This is a genomic window from Enterobacter sp. FUJ80071 (genome assembly GCF_038739915.1).
GTDB classification, from domain to species: Bacteria; Pseudomonadota; Gammaproteobacteria; order Enterobacterales; family Enterobacteriaceae; genus Enterobacter; species Enterobacter kobei.
The window spans coordinates 1,253,274-1,271,603 of sequence record NZ_JBBXKH010000001.1 but is presented as its reverse complement, the minus strand read 5'-3'; the positions used below and the strand labels follow the sequence as shown (position 1 = coordinate 1,271,603).

Here is an 18,330-nt window from a genome sequence, read left to right as displayed (position 1 = left end):
AGATTCTATATTTTCGAAGCGCCCGAATATTGCCGTTACATATTATTTAGCCTCCGGACAGCACGGCATACACAGGCTAAGTAACGTGAGTGATAATCACACAACTGTTTGTTTTTGATAAACAAGTGAAACAAAACCAACACTTTACGAATCTCTACAAGCATAATAAATAAATTCAACTATCATTCATGTTGTGAATGTATACGGAGTGAAAGCGTGGAGTCTACTAATTTACCAGCCAAACGACTGAATGAACCCGGTGGCGAAGACAAGCCACAAATTTTTCGGACTTTACGTAATATTGATCTCAATTTACTGACTATTTTTGAGGCAGTATATGTCCATAAGGGTATCGTTAACGCTGCGAAAATTCTTAATCTCACGCCATCGGCAATAAGTCAGTCGATTCAAAAGCTACGCGCTATATTTCCTGACCCGTTATTTATCCGTAAAGGCCAGGGCGTCACGCCGACGGCCTATGCGACCCACCTCCACGAATACATCAGCCAGGGGCTGGAGTCGATTCTGGGTGCGCTGGATTTAACCGGGAGCTATGACAAACAAAGAACGATCACCATCGGCTGCTCTCCTTCAGTGGGCGTGCTGGTCATGCCCGCCATCTACCAGGCCGTGAAAGAGCATGCTCCCCAGCTTCTGTTGCGCAATGTGCCACTCAACGAACCTGACGTTCAGCTTGCCCAGTTCCAGACGGATCTGGTTATTGAGAGCGGCAGCTTCAGCGCCAGAGCGCTGGGGCAAAACGTGCTTTATGCCGATAATCTGGTTTTGGTTTGCCGCCAGCAGCATCCCGCGCTCAGCGAGCCGTTAACCATTGAGAACCTGCGCAATTACGACCACTCGTCTTTCATGACCGAAGGGCAGTCCAACCATGGTCTGCGCCAGCGCATTGATGAAATTTTCCCGGAACGTCAGATCAGTTTCAGCAGTTACAATATGTTTACCACCGCCTCCCTGATTGGCAGCAGCGATATGCTGTGCATCATGCCTTCACGCCTGTATCACCTGCTGCGGAAATGCTGGTCGCTGGAGAGTATTCCACTCAGCCAGCTCAATGCGGAATCTATCGAGATTTCACTGCATTACAACAAACTCAGTTTGCGCGATCCGGTACTGGAAAACGTCATCCGCATTATCCGTCAGGCCTTCTGACAGCGAGTGTCAGCACAAGCCCCTGTCACAAGCAGGGCGAAAGGCACAAAACAACAACTATTTTACAAATTGGCGACGTGGCAGGCTGCTTTCATGGCCGTTTCAATGATATACTGCCTGTCGTTCGTTCAAAAATAGTTGATAAATACAACATTCCCTTGAATTGAAACGCTTTCCTTCGATATTCGCAACTGGAACACGCACGCTATGAGTAAACCCATTGTGATGGAACGCGGTGTTAAATACCGCGATGCCGATAAAATGGCCCTTATCCCGGTTAAAAACGTGGCTACCGAGCGCGAGGCGCTGTTAAGAAAACCGGAATGGATGAAAATCAAACTTCCGGCTGACTCTTCGCGTATCCAGGGGATCAAAGCGGCGATGCGCAAGAATGGCCTTCACTCCGTCTGTGAAGAAGCGTCTTGCCCTAACCTTGCTGAATGTTTCAATCACGGCACCGCGACGTTTATGATTCTGGGTGCCATCTGTACCCGCCGCTGCCCATTCTGTGACGTTGCTCATGGCCGCCCGGTCGCGCCCGATGCTAACGAGCCGCAAAAACTGGCGCAAACCATCGCTGACATGGCGCTGCGTTATGTGGTCATCACATCCGTTGACCGCGACGATCTGCGCGATGGTGGAGCTCAGCACTTCGCTGACTGCATTACTGCTATTCGCGAGAAAAGCCCGAACATTAAAATCGAGACGCTGGTTCCTGACTTCCGCGGCCGTATGGACCGTGCGCTGGACATCCTGACCGCGATGCCGCCAGATGTGTTTAACCACAACCTGGAGAACGTGCCGCGTCTTTATCGTCAGGTACGACCGGGTGCGGATTACAACTGGTCTCTGAAGCTGCTGGAGCGCTTTAAAGAAGCCCATCCGCATATCCCTACCAAGTCAGGTCTGATGGTCGGTCTGGGTGAAACTAATGACGAAATCATCGAAGTCATGCGCGATCTGCGCCGCCACGGTGTGACCATGCTGACGCTGGGCCAGTATCTGCAGCCAAGCCGTCACCATCTGCCGGTACAGCGCTACGTCAGCCCGGATGAGTTTGATGAGATGAAAGCCGAAGCGCTGGCGATGGGCTTTACCCACGCAGCATGCGGTCCGTTTGTTCGCTCTTCTTACCATGCTGACATGCAGGCAAAAGGCGAAGAAGTCAAATAGTGCTGTAATATCCATTTACAGTAATGCAAAAAAACCGGCCTGATGAGCCGGTTTTTTTTCGCAAGCCCTCAGGCATTGCTATTACTCTTTGTGAGAAAGCTTCTCTGCCGGGATGTCCTCAGCGCTTTTCTTCGCGGCTGCATCATCGTCGTTCATCGCTTTCTTAAAGCCTTTGATGGCAGCCCCCAGGTCACCACCCAGCGTGCGTAACTTCTTGGTACCAAACAGCAGGACGACCAGTGCGGCAACCACCAGCAGTTTGGTAATACTAATCTCACCCATAGATACCTTCTTTACATAAAACAGGCTGCATTCAGCGCCAAAACCTGACTGTATTAACGGTCATTTGGCGCGTGCACACAATAGCAATCTGTAACAAGGTGAATCAAGCATTGTTGAAAAAAACATCACATTAATTGCGGTGGCGCAAAGCGTCGGTTACGAAGAACAGGTAATTGCTGACGCGCAAGCGCAATTCTTTCTAAAAATATCTCCGTCATCAGCAGCACCGGCGCTTCCGCTGCTGCGGCAACCGTGACTCCCAGTGGATCAACCACCCTGCTCTGCCCGATATTTTTATTGCCACACTCCCCGGAAGCAACGACATAGCAGGTCGTGTCCAGCGCGCGCGCCGCAAGCAGCGTTGCCCAATGCTGCTCTTTCAGCGGTCCCTTAACCCATGCAGCAGGCAATACCAGCACGTCTGCCCCTTGCAGAGCCAGATGCAATGCCAGCTCAGGAAAACGCAGGTCGTAGCAGGTCATTAACCCAACCTTAAACCCGTCAATATCAATTAACGGCGCAACGCGGTCACCAGGGTCAACACGCCGTGACTCCTGAATGCTGAACGCATCATAAAGATGAAGCTTGGCATAGCGCGCGATAATCACGCCATCACGGATAGCCACCAGCGTATTTACGGCGCGCCCCGGCACTGAAGGAACGTGCACTGTTAAGATGGTCGTCATCGCGTTACCCACGCTCTCGGTGAGCAACGGCTGTAAAAAGTCGCCATCAAGCGGCTGCGCGGACTTCACGGACAGATCCGGGTCATTATCATCCCTTGCCAGCAGCGCTTCCGGGAGAACCAACAGCGACGCGCCCTTCTGCCGGGCCTGTGTCATCAGGTTCACGCATTGTAGTGCATTAACCTGCCAGTCAGGCGTGACTGCAAACTGCCCTACCGCCACATACATATTTGTCCCCTCATCATAAACAGCGTTAAACTCGCTACTCTTACACATCAAATAGCAGGTATTTAGCGTGTTACAACTCCTTTTGGCTGTTTTTATTGGTGGAGGCACAGGGAGCGTTGCGAGATGGTTCCTGAGTATGCGGTTTAACCCCCTGCACCAGGCGATTCCCATGGGGACACTGGCTGCCAACCTGATTGGTGCTTTTATCATTGGTATGGGGCTGGCCTGGTTTAACCGGATGACGCACATCGATCCCATGTGGAAGGTCCTGATTACCACCGGGTTCTGTGGCGGTTTAACGACTTTCTCAACCTTTTCTGCGGAAACGGTTTTTCTCTTTCAGGAAGGCCGTATCGGCTGGGCGCTGGTGAATATCGCGATCAACATGCTTGGATCCTTCGCGATGACAGGGATCGCATTTTGGCTATTTTCCTCAGTAAGCACGCATTAACCGTCGGGGCGTTAATGTTGGCTTAATTTTTCTCTGTCACTCTGGAGGCCATACTGAACGAGGGTGACAGAATGAAACAGAATCTGATGAGCGCAGGAATGGTGTTGTTGAGCGTACTGATCGTTGCCAGCTTCCTGAAAATGTACCTGCTTGGCTGATTCATAACGAAAAAAACCCGCTCAATGAGCGGGTTTTGAAATTCTTGCTGACGCGTCTGAATTACAGAGCGATTACGTTAGCAGCAGAAGGGCCTTTGGCACCGTTAGTGATTTCGAACTCTACGCGCTGACCTTCAGCCAGAGTTTTGAAACCATTAGACTGGATTGCAGAGAAGTGTACGAACACATCTTTGCTGCCATCTTCAGGAGTAATGAAACCGAATCCTTTGGACTCATTAAACCACTTAACGTTACCTTTAATCTTAGACATCAAAATTACCTTTACATTAAAAAACGACACAAATGCTGTGTCGGTTACCAGTACAACAATTGTGGGACCTTTTGTCCAGCGGATCTTTGACAAAAAGTGACTAAAGTCGCGTTAATTTTCACTGGCAGATTTTTATCGCTTAGGAATCAATGCCTGCGCGTTTTTTCACCAGCTGGTAACCTTTTTTCAGTCAAAACTGAAAACGCATCCAGGCGAAGTAAACGTTACCGTTGTTGTACGTCCCGGGGATGTAGGTCATCTGGAACGTTGCCGGGCCATAGCCAATCGAGGCCAAAGGCAGCAGCACGGGGATCGGAATGTAGTTCCAGTTATCACGCGCCGTCACCCCTGCGGTATAGCCTAACCCGACGTGGAAATTCTCGTCCGCCAGCGGGCGCCACGTTTTCTCCCAGCCGTAACCCCCAATCGGTTCCCATTTATTAAACGAGTCTTTAAAGGCCATCAGATAGATGCCGTGCCAGTTTCCTTTCTCATCCCAGCGTGACTGACCAAAACCAGCCCCCCACGGGCGCTCGTTGTATTTATCTGTTTTCTCTTTGTCATAAGCAAAGCGCGCATGCCACGTTATTGCCGGTACATAGAGATCATAATGTTCAGGTGCTGACCAGGTCTGCGAAACATTATCCGTAAAAGTAGAGAACCAGCCTTTATTCGTCGCGTTGTCTTCTGCCTGTGCAACAGATGAAAACGTTAACTGACCAAAAATAAACAATAAAAGAGAGAAAAAAGTATTACGTAAGCTCACAATGCAATTACCATTCTTAATATTCGAAGCAAAGTTTACCACACAATAGTTGAACCACGTCTTAACGGCATCAGCACTACTCCTAAATATCAGGCCTCTTTTCGGGAATATTCTTAAGGCAGCGTTCAGGCTGGCCCAAATAAACCCACAATATGTATGACTATAACATTTTCATCCATCCCGATTAACAGGCCGGAAAACACATAATTTTAACATTTTGTTATCATTAAAGAGACATGTTACGCTGTTTCTGGCGGTCAACTTCCTGATGACATAAATGCCTGGGCCATGGCAAAAACGCTGTGATACTGTTCTTTAGTCGTCTATTTATTGATTTTAATCAGCAAGGGCAGGCCATTAATTCGGCACATTTTCATCCTTCTTATTTTATTAATTTTTTTCTACCTCAGGGCATAGGATACAGGGGAAATCATGCTTACGTTTATCGAACTCCTTATTGGGGTCGTCGTCATTGTCGGTGTAGCCCGCTACATCATTAAAGGGTACTCAGCCACGGGCGTTTTATTTGTTGGCGGCTTAACTCTCCTGATTGTCAGCGCATTAATGGGGCATCAGGTATTACCTGCCAGCGCAGCCAGCACGGGTTATACTGCCACGGATATTGTTGAATATATTAAAATACTGCTCATGAGCCGTGGCGGCGATCTCGGTATGATGATCATGATGCTGTGCGGTTTTGCCGCCTACATGACCCATATCGGCGCTAATGACATGGTGGTTAAGCTTGCCTCGAAACCCCTGCAGTATATTAACTCCCCGTATCTGTTAATGGTTGCCGCCTATTTCCTCGCCTGTCTGATGTCGCTGGCCGTTTCATCGGCCACCGGTCTTGGCGTACTGTTAATGGCCACGCTGTTCCCGGTGATGGTGAACGTGGGCATCAGCCGCGGTGCAGCGGCAGCCATTTGCGCATCACCGGCCGCCATTATTCTTTCCCCAACCTCTGGCGACGTTGTGCTGGCCGCCAAAGCAGCCGAGATGTCGCTGATCGACTTCGCCTTTAAGACCACGCTGCCGATCTCGATTGTCGCCATTGTGGGAATGGGGGTCGCGCATTTCTTCTGGCAGCGCTATCTCGATAAAAAAGAGAACATCAGCCATGAGATGATGGATGTCAGCGAAATCACCACCACCGCTCCAGCGTTCTACGCCATTTTGCCGTTCACACCGATTATCGGCGTGCTGATTTTTGACGGCAAATGGGGTCCACAGCTGCACATTATTACTATTCTGGTCATCTGTATGCTGCTGGCTGCCGTGCTGGAATTCGTGCGCGGTTTCAACACGCAAAAAGTCTTCTCCGGCCTGGAAGTAGCGTATCGTGGAATGGCGGATGCCTTCGCGGGCGTGGTGATGCTGTTGGTTGCGGCAGGCGTGTTTGCCCAGGGTCTGAGCACGATTGGCTTTATCCAGAGCCTGATCTCCATCGCCACGTCGTTTGGCTCAGCCAGTATTATCCTGATGCTGGTGCTGGTCGTTCTGACCATGCTGGCGGCGATGACCACCGGTTCTGGTAACGCGCCGTTTTACGCTTTCGTTGAGATGATCCCTAAGCTGGCTCACTCCTCTGGCATCAACCCGGCTTACCTGTCTATTCCGATGCTTCAGGCCTCAAACCTGGGTCGCACCATCTCTCCTGTTTCAGGCGTGGTCGTTGCGGTTGCCGGTATGGCAAAAATCTCTCCGTTTGAGGTCGTCAAACGCACGTCAGTCCCGGTGCTGGTTGGCCTGATCATCGTCATTATTGCTACCGAAGTGCTGGTTCCCGGCGCTGCCTAAGTAAAATTCCTGATTTCCAAAAAGCGCCTGCTGGCGCTTTTTGTGCTTTAATAACTCCCAAAAATTAATCGAGCACAACCAATCAGGAAATCACATGTTCAGGAAGGATATCGTTATCTCGTCTGGCGCAGTTGCGCTTGCACTCAGTGTCTTCTCCGCACAGGCAGAACCGCTCAACGCTACGCAATATGGCGATTTCGATCGCTATGTACTGGCGCTGTCCTGGCAAACCGGGTTTTGTCAAAGCATGGTTGAGCGTAACCGCAATGAACCGGATGAATGTCGTCTGCAAAAAGAGAGCGAAAATAAAGCCGATTTTCTGACCGTCCACGGGTTATGGCCTGGTCTGCCGAAATCGATAGCGGCACGAGGCGTGGATGAACGTCGATGGATGCGATTTGGTTGTGCCACGCGTCCCATCCCGAATATGCCGGAAGCAAAGGCCAGCCGCAAATGTGCTGCTGCCGAAACCGGGCTGTCGCTTTCCGGTGCGGCAAAACTTAACGAGGTGATGCCGGGCGCGGGCGGAAATTCCTGTCTGGAACGTTACGAATACGCCAAGCATGGCGTCTGTTTTGGTTTTGATCCCGATGCCTATTTCGGCACCATGGTGAGAATGAATCAGGAAATGAAAAACAGTGCCGTCGGTCAATTCCTCGCGGCTAACTACGGTAAAGCCGTCAGTCGTCGTGATTTTGACAACGCCATTGCCAAAAGCTGGGGCAAAGAAAACATCAAAGCCTTTAAGCTGACCTGCAATGGCAACCCGGCTTATCTCACCGAGATGCAGATTTCGCTGAAAGCAGACACCATTAACCAACCGCTTTCCGCAACGTCCTTTGCCCCGCAGCCACATCCTGGTAACTGCGGAAAACAATTTGTCATTGATAAGGCCGGTTACTGACCCACCACCGGGCGCACCATATCGAACCGGTGTTCATCACTGATCCCATAGTACGCCGTCGGCCCACCCGCTCGCAGGATGGGCTGCGCTTTCGCCGTCTGGTATATCCCCTCTTCCAGTAGCGTTTCCGCGATATGGATCCCCACCACTTCCCCCAGCACCAGCCAGGTATCAACCGGAGTGCCATCGGCTCCGGTAAGCTGAATGCACTGAGAAAGGCGGCACTCAAAATTGACCGGGCTTTCCGCCACGCGAGGAGCACTCACCAGCTGGCTTGCAGCGGGAGTCAATCCTGCAAAGGTAAACTCATCGCGATCGTGAGGAAGCGTAGCCGAGGTTTGATTCATGGCATGTGCGAGATCGCGCGTCGCCAGATTCCAGACAAACTCCTTTGTCTCGTGAATATTTCGCACGCTGTCTTTCCAGCCGTTGCTGGAAAAGCCGATGATCGGCGGGCGATAGTTAAAACAGTTAAAGAAGCTATACGGCGCGAGATTCAACTGACCGGCCCGATCGCAAGAGGAGATCCAGCCAATCGGACGGGGACCAATAATGGCATTCAGCGGGTCATGCGGCAGGCCGTGCCCCTGAGACGGTTGATAGAAGTACATAGTGCTCTCTCGTTGATGGGGCAGACACGAATAATGCTTCGCGCAACACCCGGGTTCAGGATACTCAGCGTAACGCAATCCGCCTGGAATTAAGACTGAATAAATTTCAGCGAAAATTCATATGGGACATGAATGTGACCTTCATCACTTCAAACTTAAGCGTTCAGCCAGTATCATCGGGTAAGTTAAACCCTCGCTGCCAGACGGCGAGGGTTTTCTTTTGGATTGGTTTCTGCGTTAGACGCAGCATTAACGACATGGAGTAAAAAATGTCCAGACCCACCATTATCATCAATGAACTCGACGCAGAACGTATCGACCGATTGCTGGAAAAAGCCGAATTCGCCTCACTTCCGGTGGCGGATGCCCTGAATGAGGAACTCGACCGCGCGCAGATGTGCACACCTGAGTCAATGCCGCATGACGTGGTCACCATGAACAGCCGGGTAAAATTCCGCAACCTGACCACCGGTGAAGAGCTGACCCGCACGCTGGTTTACCCGGCTCAGATGACTGACAGCAGCGCGCAGCTTTCGGTTCTTGCCCCTGTCGGCGCCGCACTGCTGGGACTGCGCACAGGAGATACCATCCACTGGGATTTACCGGGCGGGGCCTCCACTCATCTGGAAGTGCTGGAACTGCTCTACCAGCCAGAAGCTGCGGGCGATTACCTGCGTTAATCCCTTCTGAACAAGCGCCCACCCGCTTTGCACAGAGGATGCACCCGCATCCTCTTTCCGCAAATTCACCTGATTTTCCTATATCACCCTTATTCCCCTTAATACACGCTTAATCTGTTTTGGTGCCGTGGGGACGGTCATGGGTGAGATAGTGGTTATCACATTCATTTTTTTACTTTTTGTGGCCATCATCGTCTCGGCTGTGCTTTACCTTGAACGCCACTGGTGAACGCTCACGTCACCGCTCTGCCCCGCACGCTGCGCAATGATTTTTTTCGCGGCATCACGATCGTCATCAAAATTGACGGAGTGATTACAGAATCCATAACTATTTTGTGGTTGAATGATTTCAGCGTTTATAAACAAGGAGAAACGGGTATGTATCAGAGAATCATTATGCCGGTTGATGTTTTTGAAATGGAACTGAGTGACAAAGCAGTGCGTCACGCGGAATTTCTCGCACAGCAGGACGGTATTATTCACCTTTTACATGTCTTGCCGGGCTCCGCCAGCCTGAGTCTGCACCGCTTTGCCGCCGATGTGCGTCGCTTCGAAGAGCACTTACAGCACGAAGCCGAGACGCGCCTGCAAACCATGGTCGGGCATTTCAGCATCGACCCGTCGCGCATCAAAACCCACGTCCGGTTCGGTAGCGTACGCGATGCCGTCAATGAACTGGCCGCGGAGCTGAATGCAGACGTAGTGGTGATCGGTTCACGCAATCCTTCCATCACCACTCACCTGCTAGGGTCAAACGCCTCCAGCGTGATCCGCCATACCCACATTCCGGTGATGGTGGTTTGTTAACTGCCCATAAAAAACCCCGCTTGCGCGGGGTTTTGTTTATCAGTACAGATGACCAATATTGACGATGGTACTGACGGTATCACCGAAGAAGGTCAGGCGGCTGAGCACCACGCCCACCAGCAGGATAACAAATACGGCTTTCTGCATCGGATGGCGCCTTAGCGACAACGTGAACCCCACGACGCAGCACAGCAGGCAGCCCAGATAGAGCGGCGAGCTTAACCAGGCGTGAGCGGTCATTTTCATGATGGTGCCGCCGCTGAGCCAGAGTACCGGTGCGGCAATCAGCAGCGCCATCAGGGCGATAATGCCCTGACGCAGTGCGACAGCTGACGCTTTCATCCCGAGCAGCGGTGTAGCTGCACAGCCCAGCACCCAGACGGTGGCAAAGAACAGCATCATGGTGATGCCGTTGGCAATGGCCTGCATCGCCGGCGCGGCGTAGGTCATCCCCTGCACCACCACCAGCAGTATCCCGAACAGGGACGCCAGCAGCGCTGCGCCTTTGTTGCCTTTCGTAAGGAAAGCCAGGCCAATTGTGCCGCCATACAGCGTCGCGCCGAGAATCTCACGGCTCAGCCAGGCATGTTTCAGGTTGATTAACGCATTATAAGCGTGTTCCGGGTGCGCCAGATGCAATACCGCGGCGATGGAGGCAACCCCCAGGATCAGCCCCGTGATCAGCCAGTGAAGACGGTTGCCCTGCACTTCGCCACGCAGCGTGCGCCAGCTCAACAGGAGCGTCATCCCAACGGACATCTGGCTCAGCACGGTAAAAATCACCAACGGCAGTTCGTACTTTTCCATTATTTGTCCCCCGGCTGTTTCGGCTGGCGTGCCAGAATGAAGCGCGTACCCGGATTAAGCTGCGGCATTTTTGGGAAGCCCGGCGGATACTGCACGGCATTATTTGGCAGCGGATCGGCATCCAGATCGATCAGGGTCAGCGCCCCAACCGGACAGGCGTTAACGCAGGCAGGATTCAAGCCGATATCCAGACGCTCATAGCACATGCTGCACTTCTCGGCCTTCTGCGTTTCCTCATTGAAGCGCGGAGCGCCATACGGACAATTGCGGATACAGTTTTTACAGCCGATGCAGCGCTCAGGGTTATGCACCACCACGCCATCATCACGTTTGGTGTAGGCTTCCACCGGGCACGCCGCCAGACAAGCGGGGTTTTCACAGTGGTTACAGGCCAGCGAAAAGAACGCACGCTCCTCATGCGGGTAAATTTCTTTATCCAGCGGGTAGACATAGCGCCAGAAACGTTCGGGTTCGAGCTGGTTGAAGCTCTTACAGGCCATGGCGCATCCGCGGCAACCAATACATTTATCACTGTTCACTAAAAATGCGCGTCTCATGCGTCCGCTCCTTCATTGGCAATGAGGACAATATCGACAAACTGATCGTGAATAGCCGCGCCCGGTGCACCGGTGGCCATTTTACCCATATCGGCCGGGGTATCTTTCACCACGTTCTGCACGTTATAGCTGAGCTTGTTGAACCAGGATTCGTACATGACCAGGAAATCTTCCGGTACATTGGTGGTGACTTTGGCACGCAGTTGAACCTCGCCGATCTCGTTGAATACCCGCACTGTCGCCAGGTCTCGGATCCCCTTTTTCTTCGCAGCAACTGGGTGGATATAGACAAAGGGCTCCGGCCAGAAGACCTGCATCCAGTCAAGGTTAACGAACTGCGAATGCAGGCCGTACTGCAGGTGCGGCGTAAAGAGCTGGAACGGCAGTTTACCTTCTGCGGCTGGCAGATATTCCGGCAGTGCTTTATGGCCGTTCTCTTCGCAGCGCGCGGATAAAAACTCATACTTGCCTGACGGCGTTTTGAACTTCCGATCGTGCCAGGCTGCGCTGCTCGGCATTTTGGCCTTCACCGGCCCCTTCAGCAGATCGTCCCAGGAGCTGATGCCAAACTGCTTCGCCAGCCCGTCGTTGAATTCCAGATCCAGCCATTTTTTCTGGTCAACATCCTGTGGGAAGGTGCAAGAGCCCGGTTCCATTTTGTTGATGGTACGGGAGAGCAACACGGCAATATCCAGGTCGCTCTTGCATTCGTACATCGGCTTGATGGCAGGTTCGTTTACCGTCAGCCAGTAGTGCCAGTAAGACGAAGAGGCGCTCCAGTGCTCGAAGGTGGTGGTGACAGGCAGAACGATATCCGCGTGCTGAACCGTCTCGTTAAAGAACTGATCCACGCACACCACCATTTCCAGCTTGTCGAACGCTTTTTTCATCTTGTTGCGGTCGAAGTCCTGGGCAAACGGGTTCTTACAGGCCACCCACAGCATGCGGATAGGGGGATCGTTGGCGTCCAGAATGCTTTGCGCAGTCTGGTTCAGGTTGAGCGCGCGGTCAGAGTACTTGCGCTTTTCGCCGCTATCGCTGACAAACTCGCCCACCGGGCCTGATGCCCCTTCCATCCCTACAGAACCCACCGGGGGTGTCTGCGTCATTGCGTGGTAGTTATAGCCCCAGGTCTGCAGATGGCCGTAGCGAGCGCCACCGCCTTCTACGCCGATATTGCCGGTCATGGCGACAAAGGCATCAATCGCACGCACGTTCGCGCCGCCGTTCACGTGGCGCTGCATACCGTAACCAATCCAGACGGTGGAAGGCTTAACCGCCGTGAACTCCTCGGCAAGCTGGCGAATCACATCCGGCGCCAGACCACAAATTTCCGATGCCCACTCTACCGTGATGTTGTTGAGCAAGTACTGCTCAAACTCCGGATACCCGTGCGCGAAATGATTGACGAACTCCTGGTCCACGCGGCCGGTGTCCACCAGATGGCGCGCCATACCCAGCGCCAGCGCACCGTCTGAACCTGAACGCACGCGCAGATAGAGGTCGGCTTTCGCGGCAGTTTGCGAGAACAGCGGATCGATAACCACCACTTTCGCCCCTTTCTCGCGGGCCTGATAGATGTACTTCATGGTGTGCATGGAGCACCAGGCCGGGTTCGCCCCCCAGAGGATAATGTATTTGGCTTTAACCAGATCTTCCGGGTCGTTACACCACATGTCGCCCATGTCGTAGTGCTGTGCGTCAATGCCCGCAGGCCAGCACGGCGTACCGGCAAAACGCGTGGTGTAGCCGAGCGAGGACATCATCCCCTCCACGGCATAGCTCATCACCCCCAGGTTGCCGGAATATTTGGTCAGCGCCAGGCCAAGCAGGGAGCCATCTTTCTTTTTGATCTCCAGCATCTTGCTGGCGATCCGCTGCATGGCCTCATCCCAGGAGATGCGTCGCCATTTGCCGCTGCCGCGTCCGTCCTGAATCATCGGGTATTTTATACGGTCCGGCGAGTAGACCCGGCGCGGGTAGGTCAGCCCTTTCACGCACGGCGCACCGTGGGTAAAGGTGGATTCGCTTGCCCCCTCGACGAAGGTAATCACGTCATCTTTCACCCACGTTTTTAAGCTGCAGGTGTCATAGCAGTTACGCGGACAGGCGTTACGGAAGATTTTGTAGGTTTTCGGGTTAAACGGAATGGGCGGTTGTGCCATGGCACATCGGGAGGATAATAATCCGCCGGGTAATGCGGCGACGGTACCTAGCGCAATCAGTCCTTTTAAAAAGGAGCGCCGGTTAAGCTGCCCTTTATCAATAGTCATAATATTACTCTCGTTTTTAATTCATCAAACCAATTAGTCAGTAGCACGGCGAGGCATTTAATTACGGCTGTTTTCGCACAATCCTTTATTTTTGCGATAAATGCCGGGAGCCATAATTCGAGATGCGCGCGGACAAAACGGGTAAGTGCTTCATGATATTGCGGTGAATGTCTGGCATGCACTAATAGCATTACGGCCAGTTCAATTTCATAGCTGATATGGTCGTCGGGGACGCTATTTTCCGCGGTAACGGACAGCCCAATGCTCTGCAGGAATTCGCTCACGCTCAGCGTTGTCGCCCCCATTAGCAGAGGCTCGTCGTCCAGATAAACCGAGGCATAAGGTGGCGCCAGCAGCGTCGCCGGGCCGACAAACAGCGCATTGAAGTCATACTCGACGTTTAACGCCTCATCCTGCGGCCAGGACTCACTCTCAGGGAAAAAATAGCGTAACGAGGCGCATCGCGAGGTCATATCCGCCGCGTTGAAGAAATCACGAAACATCAACCCCTTTATTTCAAAGGGTGTTAACGCCTCATATATTGAAGGTGTGAATATATCTTTATCATTCATTTGAAATATAAATATTTATCAACAGAAAACGACGAGATATTATCAGCAGGCTTATTAATTTCTTTGATCGAAGCAGGTAGTTAACGCATGAAGCGTTCAATCACGACAATAATTGAGAATAAAAAAAACCAATAAAAAAGCCACCCCATGATGAGGTGGCTACTGCAGGTATCGTCTTACTTTTTTTTTATGCTGTTTTGGTGCGAATCAGATAGTCAAACGAACTCAGGGACGCTTTCGCACCTTCGCCCGTGGCAATGATGATCTGTTTGTACGGCACGGTCGTACAGTCACCTGCGGCGAAGACGCCTTTTACGCTGGTTTCACATTTCGCATCAATGATGATCTCGCCCATACGGTTGCGCTCAATCGCGCCTTCCAGCCAGGTGGTGTTTGGCAGCAGACCAATCTGCACGAAAATCCCCGAAAGCTGAACGCTATGCACATCGCCGCTGATGCGGTCACGGTATTCCAGGCCGGTCACTTTGCTGCCGTCGCCCTTCACTTCCGTGGTCTGCGCGTTCAGGATGATGTCGACGTTTTTCAGGCTGCGAACTTTATCCTGCAGAACCTGGTCGGCCTTCATCTCTGGCGCGAACTCCAGCAGGGTCACATGTTCCACAATCCCCGCCAGGTCGATAGCCGCTTCCACGCCGGAGTTACCGCCGCCGATCACCGCTACGCGTTTACCTTTAAACAGCGGACCGTCACAGTGCGGGCAGTAGGTCACACCTTTGGTGCGGTACTGATCTTCACCCGGAACGTTCATGTTGCGCCATTTCGCGCCGGTGGCAATGATAATGCTACGCGCTTTCAGCACCGCGCCGGATGCCGTTTCAATCTGGTGTAAACCGCCTTCGACCGCAGCAGGAACCAGCTTGCTGGCGCTCTGGCTGTCGATGACATCCACGTCATAGTCGCTGACGTGCGCTTTAAGTGCGCCAGCCAGTTTCTGGCCTTCGGTTTTCGGCACGGAAATGTAGTTTTCGATGTCCACGGTATCCAGTACCTGACCACCAAAGCGTTCGCCCATCAGACCGGTACGGATCCCTTTACGCGCGGAGTAAACCGCCGCTGCCGCGCCCGCCGGGCCGGAACCGACGATCAGCACATCGTAGGCATCACGTTTGTTCAGCGCTTCTGCTGCGCGTTTTTCTGCGCCAGTATCCACTTTGGCAACAATTTCCGTCAGCGTCATGCGGCCCTGACCAAACTCCTGACCATTCAGATAGACCGCCGGCACGCCCATTACGTTACGCTCGGTGATCTCATTCTGGAACGTACCGCCGTCAATCGCCGTGTGTTTAATGCGCGGGTTCAGCACCGACATCAGATTCAGCGCCTGCACCACGTCCGGGCAGTTGTGACAGGAGAGTGAGTAATAGGTTTCAAACTCGAAATCACCGTCGATGTCGCGGATCTGCTCCAGCAGAGCCTGCGCTTCTTTAGACGGATGCCCACCGGTCCACAGCAGCGCCAGCACCAGTGAGGTAAATTCATGCCCCAGCGGAGAGCCGGCAAAGCGCGGCCCCTGATCAGAGCCCGGGTTGGCGATCAGGAAAGAAGGCTTACGGACAGCAAGCGTATTGTCTTCTTTGAAGGTCACTTTCGGTGACAGTTCAGCGATCTCTGCCAGCAGTTCCTTAATCTCTGCCGATTTCGCGCTGTCATCCAGCGTGGCAATCAGCTCAACAGGTTTGGTCAGTTTCTCAAGGTAGGCCTTGAGCTGGGTTTTCATATTCGTGTCGAGCATTGTTCTTCCCTCTCTTAAGACGTCATCATGCAAGCTGCCTTATAGGGGCGGCCTGAATGCAACTTGCATCATGGTGCTAATGAAATGGGCGCGGGCGCGCCCATGGATTGCCGGGTGGCACTTCGTTTACCCGCCCTACGATACTGTAGGCCTGTGCAAACGCGGCGCCGCCAGGCTTTGCAGACTTAGATCTTGCCGACCAGGTCTAAAGATGGAGCCAGCGTCGCTTCGCCTTCTTTCCATTTCGCCGGGCACACTTCGCCTGGGTGGGAAGCCACGTACTGAGCGGCTTTCACTTTACGCAGCAGGTCAGACGCATCACGGCCGATACCTTCAGCGGTAACTTCGATAGCCTGGATAATGCCCTGCGGGTCAACAACGAAGGTCGCGCGGTCGGCCAGACCTTCATCTTCACGCATATTGTCGAAGTTACGGGTCAGGGCGCCAGTCGGGTCGCCGATCATCGCGTATTTAATTTTCGCGATGGTTTCAGAGCTGCTGTGCCACGCTTTGTGGGTGAAGTGGGTATCGGTAGAGACAGAGTAAACGTCTACGCCCAGCTTCTGCAGTTCTTCATAGTGGTCAGCCACGTCACCCAGTTCGGTCGGGCAAACGAAGGTAAAGTCAGCCGGATAGAAGAAGAACACGCTCCAGCGACCTTCAGTATCTTTCTCAGTGACTTCAATGAACTCACCGTTTTTGAACGCCTGGTTTTTGAAAGGTTTAATTTTGGTATTAATCAAAGACATCTGTACTTCCTCCGTGTTTTCGTTGAGATGTAAGGTAACTAACTTTGCTCATCGGGGCTAATGCGTTTGCTTTATCAAATCAATCAGCCATACCTAACAACATCAACAAGACAGTAAGGTGAACCTTTTAAAGGAAACGCCAAAAGTAAAAAGGCCGCCTCTACGGGCGGCCCTTTTACCTGAATTCCCCGCAGGTACATTCAGTGCCAGCTTAAGCTGGCGTTGCGTTGCGCTCTACGCCCTTAACATCAAGGTGGTAACAGCCGTTTAATTACACCATCCGTGCCAGGCTTGAGCAATCCACGGGAGAGGCATTCCTGCCTATGGCTGTGATAGGCAGTTTCGAACATAATGACGGGGCGTTATAAATTAATTTTTATTATAAAAATAACTCAATATATAAATGACAATTGTCAATTAAAGTGCCTCTTAGTGAGATAAAATTATCTTAATCATCTTTGAAGTACTATTTTAATAATCTGACGTCGTGATATATTAAGGCGCGTTTAATTTAAAATTAAGAGAGTTAACCGAAAGGATTGTAAATGGTTAACTTCAAACTATAGTTATCAGTGATATGATAACCCATGCAAACACGGCATCCTCAGGACGACACATGGCAAATCTCTATGATCTTAAAAAATTTGATCTCAACCTGCTAGTCATTTTTGAATGTATCTATCAACATTTGAGTATCAGTAAAGCGGCTGAGACGCTCTATATTACCCCCTCAGCAGTGAGTCAGTCACTGCAACGTCTGCGCGGACAACTCAACGATCCCTTGTTTATCCGTTCAGGTAAGGGCATCACCCCCACTACGGTTGGCGTCAACCTTCATCATCATCTTGAACAAAACCTCAATCAGCTTGAGCAAACCATCAATATGATGCACAGCAACGGGTTGAAGAAGAGCTTTGTCATTTACGGTCCGCAGTTTATGACGCCTAAAATCATGCTGGATCCGATGAAAATCCTGATCGAGAAATATAACTATCAGGTTGAGCTGCATGATGTCTTCCTTGCCCCGGACTCAGCAGAAGACCTGCTGGCATACTGAAAAGCGGACCTTGTCTTCTCTTTCGCCCCGCTGAATAGCCGTTCAACGGCCTGCTGCTTGTTCCAGCAGATGTCTTTTACGCTGGTTTGCCGTCAGGATCACCCCCGCCTGGGTTTACAGGCGACGCGTGACGAAATTCTTCAGGAAAAATTTACGGCCTACCTGAGTGATGAGTTGAGCGTAAAGAATTTTCAGGAGCATACTGAGCAACTGCTTCCCGAACGAAATATCCTGTTCCGCAGCGACTCGTTTATCTCACTGCTGTCGATGATAGGCAATTCCGATCTGATTGGATTAGCCCCTACGCCAGCCTATGAGCAGTATGGTCCGGCATTAAATCTCCGTAAGATTGAGACTGACATTACCTTCCCGACAGTCCCGGTTTATATGATGTACAATCGCTCAGCACTGAATAATGCTTCCTTCTCCAATTTTATTGATGACTTAAACTTACCCCAATAATTATAACTGACTGTTTTCAGCAGTCAGTCCTTTTTATATATTCACAAGGGAAATGTATTTAGCGTAATTATATGATTAATTTTTACCTATAATTATCTTCTTTCTAAGAGTAT

The 18,330-nt window shown here is 51.7% G+C and carries 18 protein-coding genes and 1 pseudogene; 8 read left to right on the top strand and 11 right to left on the bottom strand.

The features are described 5' to 3' along the window. Positions 1 to 216: 216 nt before the first annotated feature. Complete coding sequence (locus AAER43_RS06065; RefSeq protein WP_014882989.1) at positions 217 to 1,170, top strand: YbeF family transcriptional regulator; 954 nt, start codon at positions 217 to 219, stop codon at positions 1,168 to 1,170. 207 nt (positions 1,171 to 1,377) lie between these two features. Continuing rightward, positions 1,378 to 2,343, top strand: a complete 966-nt coding sequence (gene lipA / locus AAER43_RS06060) for a lipoyl synthase (RefSeq protein ID WP_050862827.1) — start codon at positions 1,378 to 1,380, stop codon at positions 2,341 to 2,343. Positions 2,344 to 2,424: 81 nt separating this feature from the next. Here lipA and tatE read toward each other — a convergent pair whose 3' ends face one another. Together tatE and AAER43_RS06050 are read right to left on the bottom strand one after the other, a co-directional pair. Then, positions 2,425 to 2,625, bottom strand: a complete 201-nt coding sequence (gene tatE, locus AAER43_RS06055; RefSeq protein WP_014882988.1) for a twin-arginine translocase subunit TatE — start codon at positions 2,623 to 2,625, stop codon at positions 2,425 to 2,427. A 125-nt stretch (positions 2,626 to 2,750) separates the two neighbouring features. Next, positions 2,751 to 3,539: a deaminated glutathione amidase gene (locus tag AAER43_RS06050; RefSeq protein ID WP_050862828.1), complete on the bottom strand. Its 789-nt coding sequence runs from the start codon at positions 3,537 to 3,539 to the stop codon at positions 2,751 to 2,753. 67 nt (positions 3,540 to 3,606) lie between these two features. Here AAER43_RS06050 and crcB point away from each other — a divergent pair, with 67 nt between their 5' ends. Continuing rightward, positions 3,607 to 3,990 carry a fluoride efflux transporter CrcB gene (crcB, locus tag AAER43_RS06045; protein WP_014882986.1) on the top strand — a complete coding sequence of 128 codons (384 nt, stop codon included), beginning with the start codon at positions 3,607 to 3,609 and terminating at the stop codon, positions 3,988 to 3,990. Positions 3,991 to 4,209: 219 nt separating this feature from the next. Here crcB and cspE read toward each other — a convergent pair whose 3' ends face one another. Together cspE and pagP are read right to left on the bottom strand one after the other, a co-directional pair. After that, the gene (gene cspE / locus AAER43_RS06040; RefSeq protein ID WP_002439184.1) at positions 4,210 to 4,419 is read right to left on the bottom strand and encodes a transcription antiterminator/RNA stability regulator CspE; all 210 of its coding nucleotides are present in this window, start codon (positions 4,417 to 4,419) and stop codon (positions 4,210 to 4,212) included. Between the two features lie 190 nt (positions 4,420 to 4,609). Beyond that, positions 4,610 to 5,227: a lipid IV(A) palmitoyltransferase PagP gene (gene pagP / locus AAER43_RS06035; RefSeq protein ID WP_023336913.1), complete on the bottom strand. Its 618-nt coding sequence runs from the start codon at positions 5,225 to 5,227 to the stop codon at positions 4,610 to 4,612. Positions 5,228 to 5,617: 390 nt separating this feature from the next. On the opposite strand from pagP, the gene dcuC reads away from it, so the two are divergent. Together dcuC and rna are read left to right on the top strand one after the other, a co-directional pair. Next, on the top strand, positions 5,618 to 6,985 hold the full coding sequence (gene dcuC, locus AAER43_RS06030; RefSeq protein ID WP_014882984.1) for an anaerobic C4-dicarboxylate transporter DcuC: 1,368 nt from the start codon (positions 5,618 to 5,620) through the stop codon (positions 6,983 to 6,985). A 94-nt stretch (positions 6,986 to 7,079) separates the two neighbouring features. Beyond that, positions 7,080 to 7,889 (top strand): ribonuclease I, encoded by an 810-nt coding sequence (rna, locus tag AAER43_RS06025; RefSeq protein WP_032637201.1) that lies wholly within the window; start codon positions 7,080 to 7,082, stop codon positions 7,887 to 7,889. Here rna and AAER43_RS06020 read toward each other — a convergent pair. Beyond that, positions 7,883 to 8,500 carry a flavin reductase family protein gene (locus tag AAER43_RS06020; protein ID WP_023336911.1) on the bottom strand — a complete coding sequence of 206 codons (618 nt, stop codon included), beginning with the start codon at positions 8,498 to 8,500 and terminating at the stop codon, positions 7,883 to 7,885. The genes rna and AAER43_RS06020 overlap by 7 nt on opposite strands. 269 nt (positions 8,501 to 8,769) lie before the next feature. On the opposite strand from AAER43_RS06020, the gene rnk reads away from it, so the two are divergent. Together rnk and uspG are read left to right on the top strand one after the other, a co-directional pair. Next, positions 8,770 to 9,180, top strand: a complete 411-nt coding sequence (gene rnk, locus AAER43_RS06015; RefSeq protein WP_014882981.1) for a nucleoside diphosphate kinase regulator — start codon at positions 8,770 to 8,772, stop codon at positions 9,178 to 9,180. A gap of 378 nt (positions 9,181 to 9,558) precedes the next feature. Further along, positions 9,559 to 9,987 carry a universal stress protein UspG gene (gene uspG, locus AAER43_RS06010; RefSeq protein ID WP_342701839.1) on the top strand — a complete coding sequence of 143 codons (429 nt, stop codon included), beginning with the start codon at positions 9,559 to 9,561 and terminating at the stop codon, positions 9,985 to 9,987. Between the two features lie 39 nt (positions 9,988 to 10,026). Here uspG and AAER43_RS06005 read toward each other — a convergent pair whose 3' ends face one another. From AAER43_RS06005 to ahpC, 6 genes are all read right to left on the bottom strand, one after another. Next, positions 10,027 to 10,794, bottom strand: coding sequence for a DmsC/YnfH family molybdoenzyme membrane anchor subunit (locus AAER43_RS06005; protein WP_014882979.1), 768 nt, complete (start codon positions 10,792 to 10,794; stop codon positions 10,027 to 10,029). Then, positions 10,794 to 11,351, bottom strand: a complete 558-nt coding sequence (locus tag AAER43_RS06000; RefSeq protein WP_014882978.1) for a 4Fe-4S dicluster domain-containing protein — start codon at positions 11,349 to 11,351, stop codon at positions 10,794 to 10,796. The genes AAER43_RS06005 and AAER43_RS06000 overlap by 1 nt, the downstream gene beginning before the upstream one ends. After that, positions 11,348 to 13,624 (bottom strand): molybdopterin-dependent oxidoreductase, encoded by a 2,277-nt coding sequence (locus AAER43_RS05995; protein ID WP_045134268.1) that lies wholly within the window; start codon positions 13,622 to 13,624, stop codon positions 11,348 to 11,350. Before AAER43_RS05995 ends, AAER43_RS06000 begins: the two co-directional genes overlap by 4 nt. Beyond that, on the bottom strand, positions 13,621 to 14,196 hold the full coding sequence (locus tag AAER43_RS05990) for a molecular chaperone TorD family protein (RefSeq protein ID WP_342701838.1): 576 nt from the start codon (positions 14,194 to 14,196) through the stop codon (positions 13,621 to 13,623). The genes AAER43_RS05995 and AAER43_RS05990 overlap by 4 nt, the downstream gene beginning before the upstream one ends. 187 nt (positions 14,197 to 14,383) lie before the next feature. Further along, positions 14,384 to 15,949: an alkyl hydroperoxide reductase subunit F gene (ahpF, locus tag AAER43_RS05985; protein ID WP_023336909.1), complete on the bottom strand. Its 1,566-nt coding sequence runs from the start codon at positions 15,947 to 15,949 to the stop codon at positions 14,384 to 14,386. 185 nt (positions 15,950 to 16,134) lie between these two features. Beyond that, on the bottom strand, positions 16,135 to 16,698 hold the full coding sequence (gene ahpC, locus AAER43_RS05980) for an alkyl hydroperoxide reductase subunit C (protein WP_014882974.1): 564 nt from the start codon (positions 16,696 to 16,698) through the stop codon (positions 16,135 to 16,137). Positions 16,699 to 17,314: 616 nt separating this feature from the next. Between ahpC and AAER43_RS05975 the strand changes: the two are divergent. Next, positions 17,315 to 18,217, top strand: a pseudogene (locus AAER43_RS05975) (LysR family transcriptional regulator). Positions 18,218 to 18,330: the final 113 nt, after the last annotated feature.